This window comes from Kitasatospora sp. NPDC092039 (assembly GCF_044756065.1).
Classification (GTDB): domain Bacteria; phylum Actinomycetota; class Actinomycetes; order Streptomycetales; family Streptomycetaceae; genus Kitasatospora.
This window is the reverse complement of sequence record NZ_JBIVSD010000007.1, coordinates 140,756-156,865: the sequence shown is the minus strand read 5'-3', so window position 1 is coordinate 156,865 and position 16,110 is coordinate 140,756. Positions and strand designations below refer to the sequence as shown.

The 16,110-nt window shown below is 76.4% G+C and carries 8 protein-coding genes; 6 read left to right on the top strand and 2 right to left on the bottom strand.

The window, feature by feature from the left end; genetic code table 11:
* The first annotated feature begins 4 nt into the window (after positions 1-4).
* The 3 genes from ACIQI7_RS16510 to ACIQI7_RS16500 all read left to right on the top strand — a co-directional run bounded on the left by ACIQI7_RS16510 (position 5) and on the right by ACIQI7_RS16500 (position 6,427).
* Positions 5-3,754: a DUF5682 family protein gene (locus tag ACIQI7_RS16510; RefSeq protein WP_401110054.1), complete on the top strand. Its 3,750-nt coding sequence runs from the start codon at positions 5-7 to the stop codon at positions 3,752-3,754.
* A gap of 2 nt (positions 3,755-3,756) precedes the next feature.
* Entirely contained in the window at positions 3,757-5,808 is a 2,052-nt protein-coding gene (locus tag ACIQI7_RS16505; RefSeq protein ID WP_401110051.1) for a hypothetical protein, read from the top strand.
* A gap of 160 nt (positions 5,809-5,968) precedes the next feature.
* A complete protein-coding gene (locus ACIQI7_RS16500; RefSeq protein ID WP_387757586.1) occupies positions 5,969-6,427 on the top strand; it encodes a MarR family winged helix-turn-helix transcriptional regulator in 459 nt (152 codons plus the stop codon).
* Positions 6,428-6,526: 99 nt separating this feature from the next.
* On the opposite strand, the gene ACIQI7_RS16495 is transcribed toward ACIQI7_RS16500, so the two are convergent.
* Together ACIQI7_RS16495 and ACIQI7_RS16490 are read right to left on the bottom strand one after the other, a co-directional pair.
* The gene (locus ACIQI7_RS16495) at positions 6,527-8,314 is read right to left on the bottom strand and encodes a sensor histidine kinase (RefSeq protein WP_401110048.1); all 1,788 of its coding nucleotides are present in this window, start codon (positions 8,312-8,314) and stop codon (positions 6,527-6,529) included.
* 398 nt (positions 8,315-8,712) lie between these two features.
* Positions 8,713-9,990, bottom strand: a complete 1,278-nt coding sequence (locus ACIQI7_RS16490; protein ID WP_401110045.1) for an acyl-CoA dehydrogenase family protein — start codon at positions 9,988-9,990, stop codon at positions 8,713-8,715.
* A 406-nt stretch (positions 9,991-10,396) separates the two neighbouring features.
* Here ACIQI7_RS16490 and ACIQI7_RS16485 point away from each other — a divergent pair, with 406 nt between their 5' ends.
* From ACIQI7_RS16485 to ACIQI7_RS16475, 3 genes are all read left to right on the top strand, one after another.
* Positions 10,397-11,470, top strand: coding sequence for a GAF domain-containing protein (locus ACIQI7_RS16485; protein WP_387757590.1), 1,074 nt, complete (start codon positions 10,397-10,399; stop codon positions 11,468-11,470).
* 343 nt (positions 11,471-11,813) lie between these two features.
* Positions 11,814-13,475 carry a lipase maturation factor family protein gene (locus ACIQI7_RS16480; RefSeq protein ID WP_401110042.1) on the top strand — a complete coding sequence of 554 codons (1,662 nt, stop codon included), beginning with the start codon at positions 11,814-11,816 and terminating at the stop codon, positions 13,473-13,475.
* A gap of 274 nt (positions 13,476-13,749) precedes the next feature.
* Complete coding sequence (locus ACIQI7_RS16475) at positions 13,750-16,059, top strand: hypothetical protein (protein WP_401110040.1); 2,310 nt, start codon at positions 13,750-13,752, stop codon at positions 16,057-16,059.
* Positions 16,060-16,110 lie beyond the last annotated feature (51 nt).

Here is a 16,110-nt window from a genome sequence, read left to right as displayed (position 1 = left end):
TCCGATGAGCAGCGCGGAGATCACCCGCCCGGACGACGCGGACCGGGCGGTCCGGGCCGAGGCCGACCGGCTGGCCGCCTCCGGCACCGGCCGCCCCGGCCCGCACCTGATCGGTGTGCGCCACCACGCGCCGTCCCTCAGCGCGGTGGTCCCCGCGCTGCTCGACGCGGCCCGGCCGGACGCCGTCCTGGTCGAGCTGCCCGCCGAGTTCCAGCCCTGGCTCGGCTGGCTCGCCGACGAGGCGACCGAGGCGCCGGTCGCCCTCGCCGCGGCCCCGGCCGGGCCCGAGGAGGCGGCCGGGCCCGCCTTCTACCCGTTCGCCGACTTCTCCCCGGAACTCGCCGCCCTGCGCTGGGCCCGGCGCAACGGGGTGGAGGCCATCGCCTGCGACCTCCCGCTCGCCCACCGCGCCACCCGCGCGGGGGGCCGGCCGGCCACCGACGGACGCCCGGACGCACCCGGCGTCGCCGACGCGCTGCGCCACCGCCTCACCGGCCGCGGCTCCGACGAGGACCTCTGGGACCGCCTGGTCGAGACGGCCGCCCCCGGATCCACCCCGGAGGCCGTCCGGCGCGCCGCACTGCTGGTCGGCTGGGCGCTGCGCCGGGACGCCGAGACGGGCCCCGGCGTCGACCCGTACGACCTGCGCCGCGAGGCCTGGATGCGGGCCCGCATCCAGGCCGCCTCGGCCGGCGGGCGCCGGGTCACCGCAGTGATCGGCGCCTTCCACGCCCCCGCCCTGCTGGACGGCCCGCTCGCCGCCGAGGAGCCGCCGCACCCGGACGCCCCCGGGCACGTGCTGTCCCTCATCCCGTACACCTACCCGCTGCTCGACGCCCGCTCCGGCTACCCGGCGGGCATCCGCGACCCGGAGTGGCAGCACACCGTCCTGGACGCCGGCGGCGACCCCGAACGCCTCGCCGAGGCGCTCACCACCACCGCGGTGCGGATCTGCGCCGCCCTGCGCGCCCAGGACCACCCCAGCGGCCCGGCCGACGCCCGCGAGATCGTCCGCCTGGCCGGAGACCTCGCCCGGCTGCGCGGCCACGCCGCCCCCGGCCGCGGCGAACTCGTCGAAGCGGTGCAGACCGTCCTCGCCCAGGGCGAGCCCCTCGGCCGCGGCCGGGCCGTCGCCCGCGCCCTCGAACAGGTCCTGGTCGGCACTCGCACCGGCCGTCCCACCCCCGCCGCCCCGCGCAGCGGGCTCGCCCCCGCCGTCGAGACCCTCCTCGCCGGCCTCGGCCTCCCCGGCCCCGCCGACCCGGGCCCGCGTGACCTGCGCCTCGACCCGCTGCGCAGCGACCTCGACCGCCGCCGCGAGGTCCTGCTGCACCGCCTCACCGTCTGCGAGGTGCCCTACGCCGAACCCGTCGCCACCACCGGCGCCGGCGGCACCGAGACCGTCGGCACCCGCTGGCGCCTGCACTGGACGCCCGCCACCGCCGCCATGCTCACCGTCGCCGGCACCCGCGGCGTCACCCCCGCCCAGGCCGCCGAAGGCGCCCTGCGCACCCGCCTCACCGACGAACCGACTCCGCGCGAGATCGTCGACGGCCTCACCGCCGCCGCCTCCTGCGCCCTCCCGGCCCTCGCGGAGACCCGACTCACCCAGCTCACCACCGACCTCCCCGCCTCCGCCACCCTCCCCGAACTCCTCGACGCCCTGGCGCTCGTCGACCGGCTGACCGCGGGCCACTTCCCCGGCTACGCACCGGAGGCAGCGGCGAAGGACGCCGGCGGCCCGCGCGGTGCCGACCCGGCACCGGCCGGGGAGGCGTTGCCGGACGGGCCGGTTGCCGACGGCCGCCACGCCTGCGGCGGCGACGCTCCGGCGGGGAGCGGTCCCGGCCCGCTCCCCGGGCCCACGGGCCGGCCCCGCCTCGCCGCCGCAGGCGAGCTGCTCACCGTCGCCGCCGTGCGGCAGTTGGAGGGCCTGGGCGGATCGGACGACCCGCAGAACGCCCGGGCGCTGGTGGAGCTGGTCCGCAGGGCGGACCGGCTCGGTGGAGTGCGGCTGGCCCACGTGCTGACCGGACTCGCCGAGCTGGGGAGCCCGTTGGTGCGGGGCGCGGCCGGTGCGGTGCGGGTGCTGCTCGGCCAGGAGCCGGCCGAGGTGCTGGGCGGTCGGGCCGCCTCGTGGGTGGACGGCGCGACCGGCCCGGAGGCGCGGCACGCGCTCGGGCGGGCGCTGGTCGGCCTGTTGACGGCTGCCGAGGGGCTGTTCGACTCCGCGCCGCAGGCGCTGGAACCGGTGCTGGAGCGGGTCACCTCGCTGCCCGACGACGCCTTCCTGGACCGGCTGCCCGCGCTGCGCGGCGGCTTCGACACGCTCAGCCCGGCCGCCCGCGACCGGCTGCTGGCCCTGGTCGAGGAGCGCCTGGGCACCCGGCTCGCCGCCCTGCCCGACGAGGCCGGCCCCGCCGTGCTCGCCGGCTGGGTGCGCGCGGACCTCGCGGCGCGTGCGGCACTCGCCCGTCGCGGCCTCCTGCCCCCGGAGCTCTCGGAACCCCCGGAACTCTCGGATCCCCCGGAACTCTCGGATCCCCCGGCGCCCGTGGAACTCCCGGCGCCCGTGGAGTCCTTGGCCGTCGCACCGGTCCCCACGGCCCCGGAGCGGCTCCCCTCCACGACCGCCCAGCCCCTTGCCCTCGCTCCCGCCGAGCGCTGGCGGCTGCTCCTCGGCCGTCCCGGCAACGGGGGTCTGACCGGTCGCGGGGCCCGGCTCGCCACCGCGCTGGACGAGTTGTACGGCAGCGGCCACGGCGAGGGCTCCGGCCCGGGCCTGGACAGCCGGAGCGGCAAGGGCGGCCGCGAGGCCCCGTACCCCGGCGTACGGGAGTGGGCCGAGGAGCTGGAGTCGCTGTTCGGCCCCGGCGTGCGCGAGGAGGTACTGGCCGCCGCCGTCGCGCAGGGCCGCACCGACGTCCTGGAGGCGATCGACCCGTCCGCCGTCCGCCCGTCCGTCGACCTGCTGCGCACCGTGCTGGACCACGCGGGCGGCCTGCCCGAGGCCCGGGTGGCCCGGCTGCGCCCACTCGTGCGGCGGCTGGTGGACGAGCTGAGCCGGGAGCTGGCCACCCGGCTGCGCCCGGCACTGACCGGGATCGCCGTCCCGCGCCCCTCGCGCCGCCCGGGCGGCGGGCTGGACCTGGACCGGACCATCCGGGCCAACCTCGCCACCGCCCGCCCCGGGCCGGACGGCGGCACCCTGATCGTGCCCGAGCGTCCGGTCTTCCGGACCAGGGCGCGGCAGGCCAACGACTGGCGGCTGATCCTGGTCGTGGACGTCTCCGGGTCGATGGAGGCCTCCACGGTGTGGGCCGCGCTGACGGCCTCGATCCTGGCCGGGGTGCCCTCGCTGAGCACCCACTTCGTGGCCTTCTCCACCGAGGTCCTGGACCTCACGGAACGGGTGGACGATCCGCTGAGCCTGCTGCTGGAGGTGAGCGTCGGCGGCGGCACGAGCATCGCGCGCGGGCTGCGCTACGCGCGGAGCCTGGTGACGGTGCCGTCCCGGACGCTGATCGCGGTGGTCAGCGACTTCGAGGAGGGCGGGCCGGTCGGCGGGCTGCTGGCCCAGACCCGGGCCCTGGTGGACTCCGGGGTGCACCTGCTCGGCTGCGCGGCGCTGGACGACACCGGGACGGCCCGCTACTCGAAGGCGGTCGCGGGCCAACTGGTCGCGGCCGGAATGCCCGTGGCGGCGTTGAGCCCGCTGGAACTGGCCCGCTGGGTGGGGGAGAAGGTGCGATGAGCATGACGGCGCGGACGAGTGACTGGCCGGGCGTGCGGCCCGAGGTGGTCGCCGAGGTGGTGGCCGGGCTGAGCGCCCGGTTGCAGAAGCGGCTGGACGCCGCGGCGGCGAAGCTGGCGGAGCGGCCGGTGGCCCGGGAGGGCGACGAGTGGCGGGTGGAGGTGGACGAGGAGACGGTGCTCGTGCTGCACGCCCCGGGCGGGGTGGTCGCCGGGGAGGCCGACGTCCGCTGCGGCTGTCTGCTCGCCCCGGCCTGTGTGCACCGGGCCGCCGCCGTCACCCTCTGCCCGCTCGCCGAGCCCGGGGCCGGTGCCGAGGCCGGCGCCGCGCCCGAGGCCGGGTCAGCGCCCGGCCCTGAGCCCGAGCCCGGGAGCGGCACCGGCGGCGGTGCCGACGGCGCCCCAGGGGCGGCGGCCGCGGAAGGCCGGGAAGGAGCCCCGGGAACCCCCGGGGAGCCGGCCGACCAGTCGGCCGCCGCCCCCCTCACCGCCGCCCCCCTCACCGCCGCCGAACTCGCCGCCGTCCGCCACCTGCACGGGGCCGCGGCCGCCGTGCTGGCCGCCGGGGTGAGCGGGGCCGGTGCCGTCTCCCAGGCCGAACTGCTGCGCGCCGCCCACCGGGCGCGCCTCGCGGGCCTGTACCGCCCGGCCGCGGCGGCGGTCACCGTCGCGACCCGGATCCGGGCGGCGCGTTCCGGCGCGCCCGACCACCGCCTGGTGGACCTGGTGGCCGGCCTGCGCGAACTGCTCGGCCTCACCACCGCGCTGGCCACCGGCGCCGCCCCGGTCGCCGAGCTGCGCGGCACCGCGCGCCAGGCCTACCGGGAGGAGGGCGGTCTGCGGCTCCACGGCCTGTTCGCCGAGCCGGTGCTGACGGCCACCCACGCGGGCGCGGTCAGCTGGGCGGTGGACGCCACCGGGCGCCTCAGCTCGATCGCCGAGGTGATGCCGCACGACGACGACGCGGCGGCCGCCGCCCGGCAGGCGGTCGGGGCGGGCAACCGGACGCTCCGGCTGGGCGACGCCGCGCTCAGCCACCGCGAGTTCAGCCGCGCCGGGCTGGCCGTTCAGGGCGCGACCAGGTCCACCGGCGGCCGACTGGGCGCCGGCGCCTCGGTGCGAGCGGTCCGAGCGGCGGGCGCGGCGTGGACGGCGGAGCCGGCCGCCCGGCTCTGGAGCCAACCGGCAGCCGCCCAGGTGGCCCGGGCACTCGCGGCGCAGGAGCTGCCGTACGAGAGCCGCCCGGCCGGGAGCGACCTGCTGTTCCTGGACGTCACGCTGCTGGGTCCCGCCCCCACCGGTCCGGGCGGGACGCCGCAACTGCTGGCGCGCTGTACGCCGGGCGGCCCGGCAGGCGGTTCGGCGCAGGGCGCCGCCGGCGGCCCGGTGATCGTCCTGCGCTCGGCGCACGACCACCCCGGCCTGCCGTTCCGGGCGAACCTCGCGCTGCTCGCCACCGCGCCCGGCCTACGGCTGCGGGTGATCGGCCGACTGGAGCGCGCGGACCGCCCGGAGCTGCACCTGCTCGCGGTCGGCACACCCCCGGACGACCCCGGCCCGCTCACCCTGCCCGCGGACCGGGCCGGCCGGGTCAACCTCGGCCTCGAACGCCTCCAGACCGCCGACCTCGCAGGGCCCGCGCCTGCCTGGCCCGCGACCGCCCCGCCCACCGGGCCCGGCCGGGCGGAGCAACCTGCGGACCAACCCGCCGACGAGCGGGCGGACCAGCCGACGGCCCCGGCCCCGTACGGCCCGCCCGTCCATGTGCTCGGCCGCCGGGTCGAGCAGACGGTCACCACCGGTCGGCACGCCCTCGCCCCGAGCGAGGCCTTGGCGGCGGCCGACCGCGCCCTGCTGCGCGCCGCCGGACTGGCCACCGCCGCCGAACTCCTCGACGGCCTGCGGGCCGCCGCCGAGAACCGGCCGCGCGACGTCTTCGGCCGGGTCGTCACGGACGACCACGAGGCTTTCGCCGCCGCCTGGCTGGCCGCGGCCTCCTACACCGAGGAGCTGGCCACGGCGCTGTGCGCGGCGGCCTGGTCCGGAGAGGGGTGAACCGCCCAGGTATAAGGCGAACTATTTGCACAGTCCGATATTCCGCGCCTACTGGCATACTTGTCGTAGATCGAGGACACCGGACGAGACCTGGCACACGGCCTCGTCCGGCACACGGCACGAAACGGCACGATCAGCGCGACGGAAGGGTGGGCGAGTCATGGGAATCCGCGACGATGCGGCCGAGATCCGGGCTCGCGGCTGGCGGACGCTCGCCGCGCTGCACGGGATGATCGACACCGCGCTGGAGAAGGCGCTGCAGGCCGAGTTCAAGCTCTCGGTGGTCGAGTACACGGTGCTGGAGGCGCTCTCCCGTCAGGACGGCTGGCACATGCGGATGCAGCAGCTGGCCCGGGCGGCGGCGCTGAGCAGCAGCGCGACCACCCGGCTGGTGAGCCGCCTGGAGGACCGCGGCCTGCTCAGCCGCTTCCTCTGTGTGGACGACCGGCGCGGCATCTACACCGAGCTGACGCCCGAGGGCCGGGACCTGCTGACGGCCGCCCGCCCGGTGCACGACGCCGCCCTGGAGGCGACGTTGGCCGAGGCCACCGACGTCCCCGAGCTGGCCCCGCTGGTGGAATCGCTCGGTGAGCTCCACCCGGTCCACGCCAAGGCCTGACGCCCCACGCCAAGGCCTGACGCCCCACGCCAAGGCCTGAGGCCCCGCGCCAAGGCCTGAACGACTCGGCGGGGTCCGAAGCCGGCGCCCGTCGCGTCGTCACTTCGGCTCCTCGGTCTCCCGGCCGGCGGGGGCTTCCGCGGGGGCCTGCTGCGGGGCGGAGGGCGCGCCCGTCCCGGCGTCATGGGCCCGCTGCGGCAGGACCGGAAGGGCGCGCGGCCGGCCGTCCGGGCCGTCTGCGGACGTTCCCGCGGCGCGACCGCCCACCGCGGGGCCGCCCGACAGGTCGTACACGCGCGGCAGCACGGGGCGGGGTACGACCACGGCGCCGGGCAGTCCGGGGATCTCGGCGCCCACCGCCAGGCCGCCGTTGACGGGTGCCTCCGCGCGGACGGCACCCCCGCCGCCCACAGCGCCCGCCCCGGCGGCGCCCGTACCGGCGCCCGCCGCTGCGCCGTCCGCGGTGTACGGGACGGCCGGAGCCCCCGGGGCGCCGAAGGGCCCCGGAGCCCCCTGGCCCCCGCCCGGCAGTCCGCCGACCCCTCCGGCCGTCCCACCGGCCGTCCCTCCGGCCGTCCCTCCGGCCGTCCCGCCCGACGGCACCGGCCCGAGGGCATCGGGCCCTGCCCCCTCCCCGGGGGCGGCCCCGTCCCCACCCGCCGCCGCCTGCCGCACGTCGGCCACCGGAGCCCGGGTGATCCGGGCCCCCGACGGCAGCCCGGGCACGGCGGCCGACTGCCCGGGCGCCGCGGCCGGCTGCCGGGCCTGCTCCAGCAGCGCCGAGGGCACCAGCACCACGGCCCGGGTGCCGCCGTACGGGGACGGCCCCAGGGTGACCCGGACGTCGTGCCGGGCGGCCAGCCGCGCGACGACGAACAGGCCGAGCCGCAGGTCGTCGCCGAGCGCGGAGACGTCCAGCTCGGGCGGGTGGGCCAGGTACTCGTTGAGCCGCCGGTACTCCTCCTCGGTCATGCCGAGCCCGCGGTCCTCGACCTCCACCGACAGGCCCTCGGAGACCTCCTGCGCGGAGACCTGCACCTGGGCGTACGGCGGGGAGAAGGTGGTGCCGTTCTCGATCAGTTCGGCGACCAGGTGGATGACGTCGGCGACGGCCTGCCCGCCGAGCGAGACGCGCGGCACGCCCCGGACGACGACCCGGGAGTAGCTCTCGGTCTCCGAGACGGCGCTGCGCAGCACGTTGACCACGGGTACGGCGGTGCGCCAGCGCCGGGCGGGCAGGGCGCCGCCGAGGATGACCAGGTTCTCGGCGTTGCGCCGCATCCGGGTGGCCAGGTGGTCGACCGCGAACAGTTCGCGCAGCAGCTCAGGGTCCTCGTGCTCGCGTTCCAGCGCGTCCAGCATGCTGATCTGCCGGTGGATCAGGATCTGGGTGCGCCGGGCGATGTTGAGGAAGACCTTCTTCGTCCCCTCACGGCCCTGGGCCTGGTGGACGATGGCGGCGACCGCGGCCTGGCGGACGGCGGCGAGGCCCTCGGAGGCCTGCTGGACGTCGTCGCCGGTCCGCCGGGACGGCGCCCAGACGGGCGGGGCGGGCACCTGCTCCCCGGCGCGCAGCCGTTCGACCACCTCGGGGATCTCCCGCTGGGCGAGCGCGAAGGTGTCGGCCCGTAGGCCGGACAGCCGCGCGGACAGCGTCCAGGCGGTCCGGAGGCCGCGGAACAGGCTGATCAGCAGCACCAGGGCGACGGCCGCGCTGCCGATCAGCAGTTCGGTGCGCTGTCCGGACCCGCGCAGCAGGTAGAGGGCGTACCCCCAGGCGGCGGCGAGGCCCAGGCCGGGGACCAGGACGAGGGCGAGGAGCGGGCGGCGGAGGGAGCCGGACCGGCCGGCGTGGTGGCCCGTGCGAGGGCCCGATATGCCTGGCATCTGATTCCTTGCTGCAGGGCCGAGCCGAGGGACCGGGCCGCCGGTCGCGGACCGATGGGGTCCGGGCGGCGGGTCGACCCCGTACGGCGCGGCCGGGCTTCAGGGAGTCGAGGCCGGGACTGCCGGAGCCGGTGACGACCTGCCACCGGGCCCGGCGGGGGTGCAGCGCGACCGCCGACGTCACGGAACGCTATCAGCCCGTGGTGTCGGCGCCGCAACCTCAACTGGCCCTGTGCGAGGGGCTGATGGCGTAGGGGTGGAGTCCGGGGCGAATCGTTCGACGACGCAACGCCGCAGCTCACGACCCTCGGCCGGTCCGGTCCGAGGGTCCCCGGCGGCCCGGGCGGCCGCTGGGGGATCCGTCGCGAACGGGTCAAGTGCCGCTCCGACGGGCGGGCTCAGCCCGCCAGTGGCATCGGCAGCACCCGCCCGCGCCGCCCCGGCGGTTCCTCCGCCGGGGCGTCCCGCTGGGCGGCGAGTTCGCTCCAGGCCCAGCTGGTCAGGTCGGAGAGCTCCGCCGACCACTGCTTGCCGTACGTGCCCGACGCGACCTGCCCGAGCCGCAGCCGCTGGACGTCCGAGGTGCCGGCCGGCGGGTAGACGTGGGTGGCGTCCCGCAGGTAGCGCTCGATGCCGAACTCGGGCTGGAGGCCGCGGGCGGCGTGGATCTCCATGGCGTTGCGCGCGGAGTCCAGCGCGTACTCGGTGTTGATCAGCTTGGCGTTCATCAGCTCGGCGTCGCAGGCGCGGCCGTGGTCGAGCAGGTGGGAGGCGTGGTACGCGGCCAGCCTGGCGGTCATCAGCCGTGACTGCATCTCCCCCAACTTCAGCATGATGTTCGGGAGTTGGTTGATCGGCTGGCCGTACAGGACGCGCCCCTCGGCGAACCGGGCGGTGTCCTCGACGATCGCGGTGTGGATGCCGAGCGCGACGGCGGCGAGGTTGATCCGGCCGTAGAGGGTGGAGGAGGAGTAGGCGACGTCCAGCCCCTGCCCCTCCCGGCCGAGCCGGTTGCCGGCCGGGACGCGGCAGTCCTCCAATAGGATCTCGCCGAAGCTGAAGCCGTGCAGCCCGCTCTGCGACCCGGGGGAGCCGGTGCGGAACCCCGGGCGGTCGCTCTCCACCAGGAAGGCGGACAGGCCCCGGCTGCCCTGGCCGGTGCGCAGGACCACGCCGTGCACGTCCCCGATGTGGGAGTTGCCGACGAACCACTTGCGGCCGTTGAGCACGTACTCGTCGCCGTCGCGCACCGCGGTGCCGGTCATCCCGAGCACGTGCCCGCCGGACTCCGGCTCGGTGACGGCGATGGTCGGCAGGCACTCACCGGAGGCGAACTTCGGCAGCCACTTGCGGCGTTGGGCCTGGGAGCCGTAGTGGAGGACCTTGGCCACGCCCAGCTGGGAGGCCTGCGCGATCGAGCCGGCGGCTCCGCTGACCCGGGCCAGCTCCTCGATGATCACGGTCTTGGCGACGTGACCCAGGCCGAGGCCGCCGAACTCCCGCGGGATCGTCACGCCGATCCAGCCCTGGCGGGCGATCTCCCGGGCCAGCTCGAACTCGATCTTCCGCTCGGCCTCCATCCTGGACACCCGCGGACGCACCTCCTTCTCCGCGAAGTCACGGACCTCGGCGCGAAGGTCCTCGTGACGGTCGTCGGTGAAGTAGTCCATCGCCATGCTCCGGTCCTCTCGATGCGGGTGGTGCCGTGCCTCCGTCCGTGCCGTCGATGCCGCTCCGGCGACCCACGGGGGGTGGGGGTGCGGGAGTGTCGGCCGGTCGCCCCGGTGCGATCGGCGCACGCGTCACCGGGCGGTGTCCCGGCGACGGGCACCGTCCGTGTCTTCGGCAGGGCTCATTGTTGTATGGGGCACCGGGGCATCCCAGAGTCGATCTTGGATTGGCGTGATTCGGCCCGTCCCCGTGCCGAGGGGTTTCGCCCGGGCCCCGGACGGGAATCGATCAGCGCTTCGTGACCGACCGTCGACCGGTCGTTCACGTGCGGTTTTGACTGGCCATCGGCAAGGCTGAGGAACGGTCGATCGGCACCGCCCGGCCGTTCTGATGTCTGGTTACATGTGCGCCATGACTGATGTGATGAGCACTCAAGGCCAGTTCCCGGGTGCCTCCGGGGAGTCCGCGCGAACCCGCAGGCTGCGCGGCCTTGGGCTCAACGACCCGTCCGCGGACGAGGCCTTCGACCGCTTCGCCCACCTGGCAGCCAGTATCACGCGCGCCCCCATCGCGATGGTCAACTTCATCAATGACGAGCGCCAGATGTTCCGGGGGCTCTACATTCCGCCAAGTTCGGCCGACACCAAGGCCGAGGACGGATCGTCCTGGGCGGACCGCGGCATCGCCTTCGACCTTCCCACCCGCGAGATGCCGCTGAGCCACGGCTTCTGCCCGCACGTGGTCGCCCAGCGCTCCCCGCTCGCCCTCGACGACATCCTCGCCTACCCCCGCTTCGCCGGGAACCCGGTGGTGGACGAACTCGGCGTCCGCGCCTACCTCGGCGCCCCGCTCGTCGACGACACCAACACCGTCATCGGCACCGTCTGCGTCCTCGACCGGGAACCCCGGCAGTGGGGGCGCGAACGGCTGCGCGACATCCAGCACCTCGCCGAAGCACTGCTCTCCGAGATCCGGTTGCGCGACAGCCTGCTCGCCCAGCGCCAGGAGATGTTCGCCGCCTTCGACGGCTCGCCGTTCCCCATCATGCTCACCGAGGGCCCGGGCCAGGAGATCCGGTACGCCAACGCCCAGCACGCCGACACCTTCGGCGCGCCGACGGCGTACGGGACGATCGGCGCCGCCTACCCGCAGCTCGGCGCGGCGGGCCTCGAACAGGCCGTCGTGGAGGCGTACCACACCGGTCGCACCGCCGTCCTCGACGACGTCCGGCTCCAGTCCGCCCGCCCGGACGCCCAGCGCGGCCGACAGGTCTTCAGCTTCACCTGCACCCCGCTGCGGGCCGCGCTCACCGGCCGGATCAACGGTGTCCTCACCGTCGGCATGGACATCACCGCCCGGTCCCGCACCGAGGAGGAGCTCGGCACCCTGGCCGCCCTGCTCGTCGACCGGCTCCAGCAGAGCGGCGCCTCCGTGCCCGGCCGATCGGCCATCACCGGCGAGGCCGGCCCCGGCCTGCCCGGCTGAACCCGGCCGACCGGTGCGGACCCGTCCACCGCCGTGGCGGGGTGCCTCTCACCCCCGTGGAGAGGACCCCGCCACGGTGCCGTCCGGGGCCGGGAGTTCGCCGGGTGTCGCTTGATGGGGCTGCCACCGGCTTCCGTACCGGTGCCCGCCACAGTGTCGGGTCCCGCAGTCCGCCACCGGCTTCCCGCCACCGGCTTCCCGCCACCGGCTTCGCTCGGGCGTCTTCCGGCGTTCGTTCCGGAGCCCGCCGGGCCCGCGGCCCGGGCCGAGCGGGTGAACCGTCCGCCCGCCGCCGCCCCGGCCGGGCCCGCGCCCGGGGTGCCGGATGGTAGGCATGGGCCGCATGGACTGGTTCGCCGCCCCCGACTACTGGCTGAGCCGGCTGCTCGTCCAACGCCTGCTCGCCGCGCTCTTCCTGATCGGATTCCTGGCCGCCGCCGCGCAGTTCCGCGCGCTGATCGGCACCGACGGCATGCTTCCGGTGCCCCGGTTCACCGACCGGGTCCCGTTCCGCCGGTCACCCGGCCTGTTCCACCTCCACTACAGCGACCGGTTCTTCGCCGCCGTCGCCTGGAGCGGCGCCGCCCTCGCCGCCGCCGTGGCGGCCGGGCTGGGCGCCGCCGTCCCGCTCTGGGCGTCGATTCTCTTGTGGGCGGTGCTCTGGGTCCTCTACCTCTCCATCGTCAACGTCGGGCAGACCTGGTACTCCTTCGGCTGGGAGTCGCTGCTGCTCGAATCGGGCTTCCTCGCCGCCTTCCTGGGCAACGCCGGCACCGCCCCGCCCGCCCCGGTGCTGTGGCTGATGCGCTGGCTGGCCTTCCGGGTCGAGTTCGGCGCCGGGCTGATCAAGCTGCGCGGCGACAGCTGCTGGCGCGACCTGACCTGCCTCCGGTACCACCACGAGACCCAGCCGATGCCCGGACCGCTCAGCTGGTTCTTCCACCACCTGCCCGCCCCGCTGCACCGGGTGGAGGCGGCCGTCAACCACGTCGTCCAACTCGTCGTACCGGTGGCCCTGCTGCTGCCGCAGCCGGTCGCGAGCTACGCGGCCTGCGCCGTCATCGCCACCCAGCTCTGGCTGGTCGCCTCCGGCAACTTCGCCTGGCTCAACTGGCTGACCATCGTCCTCGCCCTCGCCGCCGTACAGCCGGCCCGCCTCGGCCTGCCCGTCCACGCCCGCGCGTACCCCGGCGCCCCGGTCTGGTACGAGGCGCTGGTGATCGCGCTGACCGCCGCCGTCGTGGTGCTCAGCTACTGGCCGGTGCGCAACATGGTCTCCCGTGGCCAGGCCATGAACCGCTCCTTCAACCGGCTGCACCTCGTCAACACCTACGGCGCCTTCGGCAGCGTCAACCGGCTCCGCCAGGAGGTGGTGGTCGAGGGCACCGACGAGGCCGTGCTCACCCCGCACACCGTCTGGCGCGAGTACGGCTTCAAGGGCAAGCCCGGTGACGTACGCCGGCTCCCGCGCCAGTTCGCGCCCTACCACCTGCGGCTCGACTGGCTGATGTGGTTCGCCGGCATCTCGCCCGCCTACGCCCGCCCCTGGTTCCTGCCCTTCGTCGCCCGCCTGCTGTCGGGCGACCGGGCCACCCTGCGCCTGCTGCGCCACAACCCCTTCCCGGACGCCCCGCCGACCCACGTCCGGGCGACCCTCTACCTCTACCGGTTCACCGATTGGCGCGAACTGCGGGAAACCGGCGCGTGGTGGCACCGCACCGCGCTCGGCGAGTACCTCGCGCCGGTCGATCTGCGCGCCCTCGGTCGGGCCGGGTTCCGGCCGCCGCTCGGCGGACGGGGCCAGGGGCGGGGGCGCGGCAGGCGGGAGGTGCCGCTGGAACGGCTCCGGCGGCGGGACGGTCTGTCGGGCGAACGTCCCGACCGTCCTGACCGCCCCGACCGGCCTGGCCGTCCCGACCGTCCTGACCGCCCCGACCGTCCCGGCCGCCGGCCCGACCGTCGGCGCGGTCCGTCCGATGGAGGGCGGCACGGGGAGCCGCGGTGAGGAGCCGTGAGCAGCGAGGACGCCCGTCCGGAGCACTGCGGGACCACCCGGGCGGACCGCCCGGGTGGCGGCCAGGCGGGCGGTATGGCACACGACACCCGCCGTTCGGGGCGGTGGGTGCGTGCAAGGCTCGAACGGGCACCCGTATTCTGGGCGTCCACACCGGCAGCCCGACCGCGCGCCCCCCAGCCCCGTCCCAGGGGCGATCCCGCGCAACCGGTCCGCCGCCCCCTCGCCGCCAGCCCCGCCGTCGTCGCCCAGAACCGGACCTCACATGACAGTGCTTCACTCGCGCAACGCCGACGCAGCCGACCCGGCGGACGTCGCCGACGCCGCAGACGTCAAGGACCCCCAGGACGCCGCAGCGGAGCCCGACCTCCGCGAGGACCTCGGCCGCTACGCCGAGCTCGGGGCCTTCACGCTCACCGCCGAGACCCACGCCTGGTACGCGGCCGTCGACACCGTCGCCACCCCCGAGGACGCCCGCGCCGCGTCCACGGCCCTCGCCGAACTGCGCGGCAGCGACCTCCAGCAGACCTGGGAGGCCGTCACCGCCCTCGCCGCCGACGCCAAGCTGGACGAGCCCGACACCGTCGCCAAGACCGCGCTGCTGGTGGAGATGCTCCAGCGGGTGCACCGCACCTCCGCGACCCTCTTCCCCGCCGCGTACGACGCCGACCTCGGCGCCCTCGCCGCCGCCACCGCCGACAGCGCCTGGCGCCGGGAGAACGGCGTCAAGCTCTCCTGGCTGCGCGGCCGCTCGCTGCGCAAGCAGGCCGTCGCGCTCGCCACCGACCGCCGCATCCGCCGTGAGGACCTGCACGAGGCCCTCACCTCCGCCGAGGTCGAGCGTCGCGCCTGGGCCGCCCTCGCCCCGGTCGGCACCCTCCCGCGGGTGCCCTCCGACGGCGCGCTGGTCGACCGCACCGCCCAGGCCTTCGAGGCGATCAACACCGGCCTGCGCGGCCTCGCCCGCCTGCTGCCCGACCACGACCTGGACGGGCTGCCCTTCGCCGAGCTGATCGACCTGGTCGAGCGGCTCGCCGCCGACGAGGGCACCCTCTACCGCCTGCCCACCATCCGCAGCCTGCGCGCCGTCCTGGAGGAGGCCGGCCTCGCCGACCTGCTCGCCGAACTCGCCGCGGCCAAGGCCGACCGCCGCGCCGCCGAGGCCGCGTACACCGCGCGCCAGGCGCTGGCCGCCGGCCAGCGGGACGGGCTCGCGGAGGCCTCCGCTGTTGTCGAGGAGACGGCGGTCGAGGAGCCGAGTGCCGAGGCGGCTGCCGGGGCTGAGGTCGCGGCTGAGGTGGAGGTCGTCGCTGAGACCGCGGTCGCGGCCGGTGTCGAGGAAGCTGTGGCCGAGGAGACCGAGGCCGACGAGACGGCCGACCTGGCCGACGCCGAGGCGGCTGCCCTGCAGGCGCTGGCCGGTGGTCAGCGGGCCGGACTCGTGGAGGAGACCCCGGCTCCGGTGACGGCTCCGGTCGAGGAGGTCGACGAGGCCGCTGCGGAGACTGTGGCCGCCGAGGGCGAGGCCGAGACGGAGATCGAGGCCGAGGCCGAAGCGGAGACGGGGCCGGAGACGGGTACCGCTGACGACGAGCCGTCGGCGGCGCAGGCTGAGGAGGAGGCCCCGGCCGCTGTGGTCACCCTCCCGGCGCCTTCCCCGGCGGCCGACGACCTGGTGGCCGCCGCGACCGCCGCTCTGGCCGAGGCGGAGGCTGCGGACGAGACGACGGTGGAGGCAGAGCCGGAGGCCGTTCCGGTCGCCGAGGCCGCTGAGGTCGAGGAGACCGCCGCCGAGGTTCCGGTCGAGGAGCCGACTGTCGAGGCCGACGAGCCCGTGGCTGAGCCCGAGGCTGCAGCCGAGCCGGTGGGCGAGACCGAGGCCGAACCTGAGGCCGTCACGGCGGAGCCCACCGCCGAGGAGCCGGCCGCTGAGGCCGCCGAGCCTGCCGTCGAGGTCGAGCCGGTAGTCGAGACCGGGCCTGAGGCCGTGGTAGCAGCGGCAGTTGAGGCCGAGGTCGCCGAGGAGCCTGTCAAGGTCGAGGAACCGGCTGCCGAGACCGAGACCGCGGACGAGACCGAGCCTGAGTCCGAGGTCGAGGTCGCGGAGGAGGCTGCAGAGGCCGAGCCGGTCGCCGAGACCGAGCCTGAGGCCGAACCCGTCATCGAGGAGCCCGCTGCCCAGCCCGAGACCGAGGCCGTCGCCGTCGAGGTGACGGAGCCGGTGGTCGAGGCCGAGGCAGTGGTGGAGGCGCCTGCGGTCGAGATCGAGGAGCCCTCCGCCGAGCCCGAGCCCGAGCCCGAGCCCGAGCCCGCGCCTGAGGCCGCTGCCGAGGCCCCCGCCGCTGAGCCGGAGGCCGACGCCCGTCCCGCGAAGCCGGACTTCACGCCCGGTCGCCCGGTGACGGCCTACTCCGCCGACGAGCTGCTCGCCGTCGTGCGGTGGGTGGACGGCGACGGTGTCGAGCGGAACGACGAGGAGTTGCTGCGGGCGGCGATGAAGGAGCTGGGCTTCGCCCGCCTCGGCCCCCGGATCAAGGAGGCGCTGGGCGCCGCCGTGTCCGCCGCGCGCGGCTGACGACGTACGGCCGAAGGGCCGAGGGCCCGGGACGCGAGCACGCGTCCCGGG